The organism is Geminicoccus sp. (assembly GCF_036263595.1).
Taxonomy (GTDB): domain Bacteria; phylum Pseudomonadota; class Alphaproteobacteria; order Geminicoccales; family Geminicoccaceae; genus Geminicoccus.
In genome coordinates, this window is the sequence record NZ_DATAGQ010000224.1 from 1 (window position 1) to 7670 (window position 7670).

Consider the following 7670-nt stretch of genomic DNA (forward strand, 5'->3'; position numbering starts at 1 on the left):
CATCAGCGTCGACTTGCCGGCGCCGTTCTCCCCAACCAGACCGTGTACTTCCCCGCGCCGCAGGTCGAAGTCGATGCCCGTGAGCGCGGTGACGCCCCCGAACTGCTTGCCGATCCCGTGCATCTCCAGGATCGGTGTTCCACCTGCAACGCTCATCGAGCCGCCCGACTCCTGTTCGCTGGACAAGCACATGGCCGGTGTCAGCCACCGGCCATGTGCGACGAGGTCAGATCAGGAAGTGGTTCTGCATCCAGAGCATGCCTTCGGCATTGTTCTTGGTGACCACCGGCCCGTCCGTGATGATGTGCTTGGGAATGCCCTCGCCGGTCTTCTCGCCGGCGACGACCGCCGCCACGCCGGCCACGATCGCACCGCCATGGATGCGGCAGGAGGGATTGCGGACCGTCGCGTGCATGCGGCCGTCGATGACCGCCTCGATCGCCGGCGGCATGGCGTCGACGCCGCCCACCAGGATCTTGTCGCGGCCACGCGCCTTCATGACGTTCTGGGCCGCCAGCGCCATGTCGTCATTGTGGAAGAACGCCGCGGTGATGTCGGGGTGCTTGGTGAGCAGGCTGTCCCAGATGCGGGTGGCCTTGGTCACGTCCCAGTCGGCCGGCTGCTCGTCCAGGACCTGGATGTCCGGGAACTTCTCGACGACCGACTTGAAGCCGCGCGCACGGCCCTGCGCACCGGTATGGCCGAGGGCGCCCTGGGTCATCACGATGGTGCCCTTGCCGCCCATCGCATCGACCAGCGCCTGGGTGACGGCAGCACCCATGAACTCGTTGTCGGGGGCCAGGAAGCTGTGGACGTTGATCTGGTCGAGCGGCGCGATCAGCGTGTCCATGTCGATGACGGGCGTGCCACCGTCGATCATGCGCTTGACCGGGTCGGTCAGCGTGCCGATGCCGAACGCCTGGATCGCCACGAAGTCCCACTTCTGCGACGCCATGTTGTCGATGGCGGCCCGCTGCTTGGGCGCCGACAGCTCGCCGTCGAACCAGGTGACCTCGACGTTGAACAGCTTGCCCCAGAACTCGGCAGCCTGCTTGCCCTGGGCGCACCAGGTCGCCTGCAGGCCGGCATTGGAGAACGCCGCCTTCAAGGGTTTCTCGGAGCGGCCCATCTCCTGGGCCATCGCCGCCGCCACGAACGGATCGGTGCCCATGCCGCCGAGCAGGGCCGCGGCGGCGGCACTCGAGCCGGCGACCTTGGTAATGAACGAGCGACGTGTATCCGGCGTGACGCCGATCTTCCGGGTCATTGGTTGCAACCTTCCCTGATGGCGGTCTCACCGGACCGCTCCCACGCAAGTCTTGGTCGAGCCTGCATTTCTTGGCAAGCCGTCCTGCGACCCGTCACACGCAAAAGTCATACTTAAATGCCTGCACCTGAGGGTGCCTGCATGGCGACACGTCTTGCAGCGCAACGAGGCGGCCGGCATCCACTGGACGGCACTGGCACTTCCCGTGATGCGGGACTGCCGAGCGTGAAGGAGCATCGTCCAGCCGTGGCGACCATGTCCCCGCTGTTCCGGTCGAGCGAGCCCGGGGCTCTTGCTGCGGATCCGATGCCGGCAGCAGCTGTGCGCCCGGCCGCCGATGCCGCTCCCGACATTCTCCTGCTGCCAGGGGATCCAGGCCCGGCCGGCGGCATGGCCGCCGCGCTGTCGCCGCTCGTCGACCACGCCGCGGGACGCATCCTTGCGACGCCGCCCAACAGCCAGATTCAGCCCCCGTGTCATCCGTCACGGCTGTCCTGGCCAGTCCTTCGGTGCCTGGGCAGCGGCACCATCTCGACCGTGGTGGTCGCCGACGGAATGGCGGATGGCTGGCTGGCCCGGCCGCTCACGCAGGCGTTCGGCCTGCGGGTCATCGTCCACCTGTCGGCGACAGCAGGCTACGCTGCCCTTCACCCCGCGATCGCCCATGCCGACCGGCTCATCACCCGTTCCAGGTTCGCGAGGAACCTGCTGGCTCGCCGGCATGGGCTGGCAGCGGGCCGGATCGCCATCCTCCCTTATGGCGTGGACGCCATGGCCTTCACGCCGGTGGCGCCGTCCGATGCGAGCCGGCCGCCGGTCGTCTTGTCCGTGGCCGACCTGCTCCCGGGCAGCGGGATGGACCGCGTGCTGCGGTCGCTGCCCCGCCTGCGCGAGAAGCTGCCAGCGCTGCGCTGCCGCATCATCGGCGACGGGCCGGACCGTGCCGCCCTGGAAGGGCTGGCGGCGGAGCTCCGGCTGGGCGGAGTCGTCCGCTTCCTGGGCCATCTCCCGGGCGAGCTCATGCCGGCCTTCTATGCCGACGCCGACCTGTTCGTCCTGCCAAGCCCCGGCGACGAGGATGGCTGTACCGGCAGTACGGCCCTGCTGCATGCCGCCGCCGCCGGACTTCCCATCGTCGCGACGGACGGGGGCAGCACGCCGGAGATCGTCAAGGAGGGGGAGAATGGCCTGCTGGCGGGCGGCAACGACCCCGAGGAACCGGCCGACCTGGCCCTGCTGATCCTGACCAACCCGGCCCTCGCCCGCACGATGGGCCATCGCGGCCGGGCAGTCGCCCGCGCCCATGACTGGGCTGCGGTGGCCGAGCGATTCCTCGCTATCTGCGACGGTCGTGCCTGACGGGCCGCAGCGTGCGGCGCTGGCCCAACGCGTCCAGCAACTGGCGCAGGAGGAAGATCGCCAGCCAGCCGAGCCCGGCGCCGGAGACATTGGTCACGATGTCGTCGACCGATGGCACCCTGCCCGGGACGGTCAGCTGCGTGAACTCGATCATGCCGCTGACGCCGAGGCCCGTGGCCAGGACGGAGAAGATCGTGGCGCCCGGCCAGATCGCGGCCACCATGCCAAGCGGCACGAAGCCTGCCACGTTCTGATAGGCGTCGACCGTGCGCAGGTCCTGGAACAGGTTCAGCCGCGGCTCGCGGGAAAGGAAGAAGATCCGCGAAGGCCTCGTCAGCTCGCCCGGCTGCAGCAGGTCGATCGTCCTCCCGTCGACCACGACCTCCGCCCGCGTGATCTCGCCCAGGAAGTAGCGCCGCACGTTCAGATCGCTGCCCAGCGCGACGTCGTAGCTGGAGACCCAGCGCCTGCGCGGATCGCGCGGGTAGTCACGCTCGATGACGGTCTCGCCATCTACCGCGACGGTCAGGCGCGGCCCGACCAGCTCCAGTTCGATAGCGACCGGCACGCCGGTGTCGAATACATCCTGCACCCGGATGGGCGGCCCGCCGTCCAGGCTGGTCCCCCTGGCCCGCAGATGGATCAGCAGGTCGTCGCGGTTGCGGTCGATCGTCAGGAGCCGGCCCTGGGAGCCATGTGTCAGGGCGAACAGGCGGCCGAGGAAGCGGGGGTGCGGATCTGCCGGGGTCGCTTCCAGGTGCACGGCCAGCGGCGCTCCGGCGACGACCTCTCTCAGCCAGTCGGGGCCGCCATAGCTGCGCAGCAGGCCAGGCTCGGCGAAGATCGCGTGCCCGTCCGCCGCGACCTCGACCTGGTTGCGGACCTGGCGCGGCAGCTGCCAGTGCAGCGGCCAGAACACGGCGACGAAGTAGCTGACCAGCACGACGACCAGCGCAGCGATGCGCACGCTGGGCGTGAGCACCGCGCTGATCTCTTCGTGCACCAGGAACCGCTCGAGCAGGCGCCGCGGGTGGTGCGCCCGCAGCTGGGCCCGCAGGGCAGCCGGAAGCCGGCTCCAGAAGCGGCGCCGGGCAGGCGCCGCCTTGGACCCGGCCGGGTCGTTCAGGAGAGGGCCTTGGCGAGCTGCTTGTCGAGTGCGTCCAGGAAGCCCGTGGTGGTCTGCCAGGGCTGGTCCGGGCCGATCAGCACGGCCAGGTCCTTGGTCATCTGCCCGCCTTCGACCGTGTCGATGCAGACCTTCTCCAGGGTCGCGGCGAACTGCTCGACCTCCGGCGTGCCGTCGATCTTGCCGCGATAGGTGAGCCCGCGGGTCCAGGCGAAGATGGACGCGATCGGGTTGGTCGAGGTCTGCTTGCCCTTCTGGTGCTCGCGGTAGTGGCGGGTGACCGTGCCGTGCGCGGCTTCCGCCTCGATCGTGCCGCCGTCGGGCGTCATCAGCACCGAGGTCATCAGGCCCAGCGAGCCGAACCCTTGAGCCACCGTGTCGGACTGCACGTCGCCGTCATAGTTCTTGCAGGCCCAGACATAGCCGCCAGACCACTTCATCGCGCAGGCGACCATGTCGTCGATCAGCCGGTGCTCGTAGGTGGTGCCGGCCGCCTTGAACTTGTCGGCGAACTCGGCGTCGAACACTTCCTGGAACAGGTCCTTGAAGCGCCCGTCATAGGCCTTGAGGATCGTGTTCTTCGTCGAGAGATAGAGCGGCCACTTGCGCTGCAGCGCATAGTTCATCGACGCCCGGGCAAACTCGCGGACCGATTCGTCCAGGTTGTACATGGCCATGGCCACGCCCGAGGCCGGGAAGTCGTAGACCTCGTGCTGGATGGGCGCCCCGCCGCCTTCGGGCTGGAAGGTGATGGTGAGCTTGCCCTTGCCCGGGATCCTGAAGTCGGTGGCGCGGTACTGGTCACCGAAGGCATGGCGGCCGATCACGATGGGCTGGGTCCAGCCCGGGACCAGGCGCGGCACGTTCTTGCAGATGATCGGCTCGCGGAAGATGGTCCCGCCCAGGATGTTGCGGATCGTCCCGTTCGGGGACTTCCACATCTTCTTGAGCTTGAACTCCTCGACGCGCTGCTCGTCCGGCGTGATCGTGGCGCACTTCACGCCGACATTGTGCTTCTTGATCGCCTCGGCGGCATCCACCGTCACCTGGTCGTTGGTGGCGTCGCGGTGCTCCACGCCCAGGTCGTAGTAGAGCAGGTCCACGTCCAGATAGGGCAGGATCAGCTTGTCCTTGATCATCTGCCAGATGATCCGGGTCATCTCGTCGCCGTCGAGCTCGACGATCGGATTCTTGACCTTGATCTTCGCCATGGATGGCTCCTCTTGCCGCCGGTCCGATACGTCGCCCGCGCGTTCATGTGCGCGCCTTCTAGCTAGGCTTAGGGTCAGGTTTCAACGCTCACCGCCCATGGCTGCGTCCAGACCGGCCGTTCAGGCGGCGTTCCAGAGCGCGTCCTTGATCCCTGCGACGAAACGTGCGTGCGCCGCCAGTTCCTGTGCCGTCGGCGCGTGCGGACGCGGTTCGCGGACCGGCCGGTCCGAACGCATGGCCAGCCCGCCGCCACGCGAGACCTCCATGGAAAAACCCAGGTTGGCCTGCCGGCCGCCCAGGAGATTGACGTAGACCTCGGCCAGCAACTCGCAGTCCAGGAGCGCCCCGTGGAACAGCCGGGCCGAGTTGTCGACCGAGAAGCGCCGGCACAAGGCGTCCAGGCTCGCCGGGGCACCGGGGAACTTGCGCTGGGCCATCATCAGCGTGTCGACCGCTCGCTCGAACCGGATCTCCGGCCGGCGGGCCCGGGCCAGCTCGTGATTGATGAACCGCATGTCGAACGAGGCGTTGTGGATGACCAGCGGGTCGTCGCCGATGAATGCCAGGAAGTCGTCGGCGATCTGCTTGAACCGCGGCTGCCCGACCAGCTTGTTCGCGGTGATGCCGTGGATGCGCGCCGCCTCCTCCGGGACGTCCCGTTCCGGATCGATCAGCGTATAGAAGGTCTTGCCCGTCGGCACCTGGTGGACGAGCTCCAGGCAGGCGATCTCAAGGATCCGGTGCCCCTCGCGCGGATTGAGGCCGGTCGTTTCGGTGTCGAGGACGATCTCACGCATGTCAGGTTCTTTCGCTCAGCCGGGCGGCATTGCCATAGCTATGTGGCCATACCAGCGGCTTGGCCAAGGCAAGCTCGTCCAGGAAGGCGACCAGCCGGCGCTGCACCGCGCCCCGGTCGAAGCCGGAAGGGATGAACAGGTCTGCGCGCCGCCGCTTGACCGCGGTCGGCACCTGCTGCGCGCGGATGCGGGACAGGCGCTCCGGCGTCATTCCCGGGCGCCGCAGGGCACGTTGCTCCTGAAGCGCATCGGAGCAGCCGACGGCCACCACCTTGTCGACCCGCCGCTCGCCGGCCGTCTCGAACAGGAGCGGAATGTCGAGCACGACCACGGGAAAGCGCAGCCGCGCGGCTGCCTCGAGGAATGCCCGCTCGCTCGCTCGCACCGGGGGATGGACGATCGCCTCCAGTCGCCGGAGCTTCGTCGTGTCCCCGAACACGGCGCGCCCGAGGGCTGCCCGGTCGATGGAGCCATCCGCCGCCTGCACGCCGTCAAAGGCGGCCGCGACGGCGGCGACCGCCGCCCCGCCCGGCCGGAACAGCGCATGCACCGCCTGGTCGGCATCGAAGACCGGCACGCCCATGGCGCGGAACAGGGCAGCCACATGGCTCTTGCCGGTCGCGATCGAGCCGGTCAGGCCGATCAGCAGCATGGCGGGTCCAGCTTCATGGCTTCAGCACTCCCTGGTCGCGCAGCGCCTGCAGCAGGGGCAGCAGGGGCAGCCCCAGGATCGTGAAGAAGTCGCCGCTGATCCTCGAGAAGAGCTGCGCGCCCTCGCCTTCCAGGTGATAGCCCCCGACCGACTGGCAGACCTCGGCCCCAACGGCCGCCACGTACTCGTCCAGGAACCTGTCGGAGAACGGCCGCATCCAGAGGTCGGCATGGGCCACATGGTGCCAGATCCGGCTGCCCGAGCGGAACAGGACCGCAGCGCTCCACAGCCGGTGCTTCCTGCCCCGCAGGAGGAGGAGCTGCCGGCGGAGGCCCTCGACGGTTTCGGGCTTGTCCAGCCAGGCCCCCTCCACCTCCAGCATCTGGTCCGCGCCCAGCACCAGCACGTCGCCCCCGTAGCGCACCGCCACCCGCTCGGCCTTGATCTCGGCCAGCGCCACGGCCGTGTCCTCCGCCGTCACGCCCTCGGCCCGCAGCGCTTCCTTGACCTCGAACTCGTCGACCGAGGCGCTGTCGGTGTCAAAGCGCAGCCCGGCCGCCTCCAGCATCCGGATGCGGGCTGAACTTCTGGAAGCCAACACCAGCGGCGGCGAGGAATCGATCATCATCGGGTGCGACTATCCGGTTCTGGCAGGGATGCTCGTTAATAGGGAAGGCGCAGGCTGGCCCGCAGGCCGCCCAGCGGCGACCGGCCAAGCTCGATGTCCCCGCCATGGCCGAGGGCGACATCCCGGGCGATGGTGAGGCCCAGCCCCACCCCGCCTGTCGACCGTCGCCTTGCCGGGTCGAGGCGGGTGAAGGGCTGGAAGACCTTGTCCCGCTCGTCGTCGGGGATGCCCGGACCATCGTCGTCCACCTGCACCGTCACCGCCTTGTCGCCGACCTCGAGCCCGAGCCGCACCCGCCTGCCATGGCGGGCGGCATTGTCGACCAGGTTGGACAGGCAGGAGCGAATGGCCAGTGGCCTGAGGGTCAGCTTCACCGGCGGTCCCTGCACCAGATCCACCTCGACCCCGTCCCTGCGCGCCCGATCGGCCATGTCGCTCAGCAGGGCCTGCAGATCGACCGGCTCCGGCGGCTCACGGCCCTCGCCGCGAACGAAGCCGAGATAGGCGTCCACCAGCCGCTGCATTTCCTCGACATCGCCCATCAGGTCGGCCACGCCCGGCTGGTCCTTGGGCATCATCGCCAGTTCCAGCTTCATGCGGGTGAGCGGCGTGCGCAGGTCGTGGCTGAC

The 7670-nt window shown here is 68.8% G+C and carries 9 protein-coding genes; 1 reads left to right on the plus strand and 8 read right to left on the minus strand.

What is annotated here, in order from left to right:
* Both VHL31_RS24660 and VHL31_RS24665 read right to left on the minus strand, forming a co-directional pair.
* On the minus strand, nucleotides 1-156 hold a 156-nt coding region (locus VHL31_RS24660), incomplete at its 3' end, for an ATP-binding cassette domain-containing protein (protein ID WP_349262542.1).
* Nucleotides 157-226: 70 nt separating this feature from the next.
* The gene (locus VHL31_RS24665) at nucleotides 227-1267 is read right to left on the minus strand and encodes a sugar ABC transporter substrate-binding protein (RefSeq protein WP_329663906.1); all 1041 of its coding nucleotides are present in this window, start codon (nucleotides 1265-1267) and stop codon (nucleotides 227-229) included.
* A 255-nt stretch (nucleotides 1268-1522) separates the two neighbouring features.
* On the opposite strand from VHL31_RS24665, the gene VHL31_RS24670 reads away from it, so the two are divergent.
* Nucleotides 1523-2626 carry a glycosyltransferase family 4 protein gene (locus tag VHL31_RS24670; RefSeq protein WP_329663913.1) on the plus strand — a complete coding sequence of 368 codons (1104 nt, stop codon included), beginning with the start codon at nucleotides 1523-1525 and terminating at the stop codon, nucleotides 2624-2626.
* Here the strand turns inward: VHL31_RS24670 and VHL31_RS24675 are convergent.
* The 6 genes from VHL31_RS24675 to VHL31_RS24700 form a co-directional block, all read right to left on the minus strand.
* The gene (locus VHL31_RS24675) at nucleotides 2604-3629 is read right to left on the minus strand and encodes a VanZ family protein (protein WP_329663907.1); all 1026 of its coding nucleotides are present in this window, start codon (nucleotides 3627-3629) and stop codon (nucleotides 2604-2606) included. The genes VHL31_RS24670 and VHL31_RS24675 overlap by 23 nt on opposite strands.
* 119 nt (nucleotides 3630-3748) lie before the next feature.
* The gene (locus VHL31_RS24680) at nucleotides 3749-4963 is read right to left on the minus strand and encodes an NADP-dependent isocitrate dehydrogenase (protein ID WP_329663908.1); all 1215 of its coding nucleotides are present in this window, start codon (nucleotides 4961-4963) and stop codon (nucleotides 3749-3751) included.
* A gap of 120 nt (nucleotides 4964-5083) precedes the next feature.
* Nucleotides 5084-5761 carry a DNA polymerase III subunit epsilon gene (dnaQ, locus tag VHL31_RS24685; protein WP_329663909.1) on the minus strand — a complete coding sequence of 226 codons (678 nt, stop codon included), beginning with the start codon at nucleotides 5759-5761 and terminating at the stop codon, nucleotides 5084-5086.
* 1 nt (nucleotide 5762) lies between these two features.
* Nucleotides 5763-6413: a dephospho-CoA kinase gene (gene coaE, locus VHL31_RS24690; protein ID WP_329663910.1), complete on the minus strand. Its 651-nt coding sequence runs from the start codon at nucleotides 6411-6413 to the stop codon at nucleotides 5763-5765.
* Nucleotides 6414-6426: 13 nt separating this feature from the next.
* Entirely contained in the window at nucleotides 6427-7041 is a 615-nt protein-coding gene (locus VHL31_RS24695) for a Maf family protein (protein ID WP_329663911.1), read from the minus strand.
* A gap of 35 nt (nucleotides 7042-7076) precedes the next feature.
* The coding region (locus VHL31_RS24700; protein WP_329663912.1) for an ATP-binding protein at nucleotides 7077-7670 on the minus strand (594 nt) is incomplete at its 5' end.

Bases quoted from the DNA above. Each gene is read 5' to 3' on its own strand.
- coaE (WP_329663910.1), bottom strand. From the start codon at position 6,413: ATGCTGCTGATCGGCCTGACCGGCTCGATCGCGACCGGCAAGAGCCAT.
- dnaQ (WP_329663909.1), bottom strand. From the start codon at position 5,761: ATGCGTGAGATCGTCCTCGACACCGAAACGACCGGCCTCAATCCGCGC.
- VHL31_RS24680 (WP_329663908.1), bottom strand. From the start codon at position 4,963: ATGGCGAAGATCAAGGTCAAGAATCCGATCGTCGAGCTCGACGGCGAC.
- VHL31_RS24695 (WP_329663911.1), bottom strand. From the start codon at position 7,041: ATGATGATCGATTCCTCGCCGCCGCTGGTGTTGGCTTCCAGAAGTTCA.
- VHL31_RS24670 (WP_329663913.1), top strand. From the start codon at position 1,523: ATGTCCCCGCTGTTCCGGTCGAGCGAGCCCGGGGCTCTTGCTGCGGAT.
- VHL31_RS24665 (WP_329663906.1), bottom strand. From the start codon at position 1,267: ATGACCCGGAAGATCGGCGTCACGCCGGATACACGTCGCTCGTTCATT.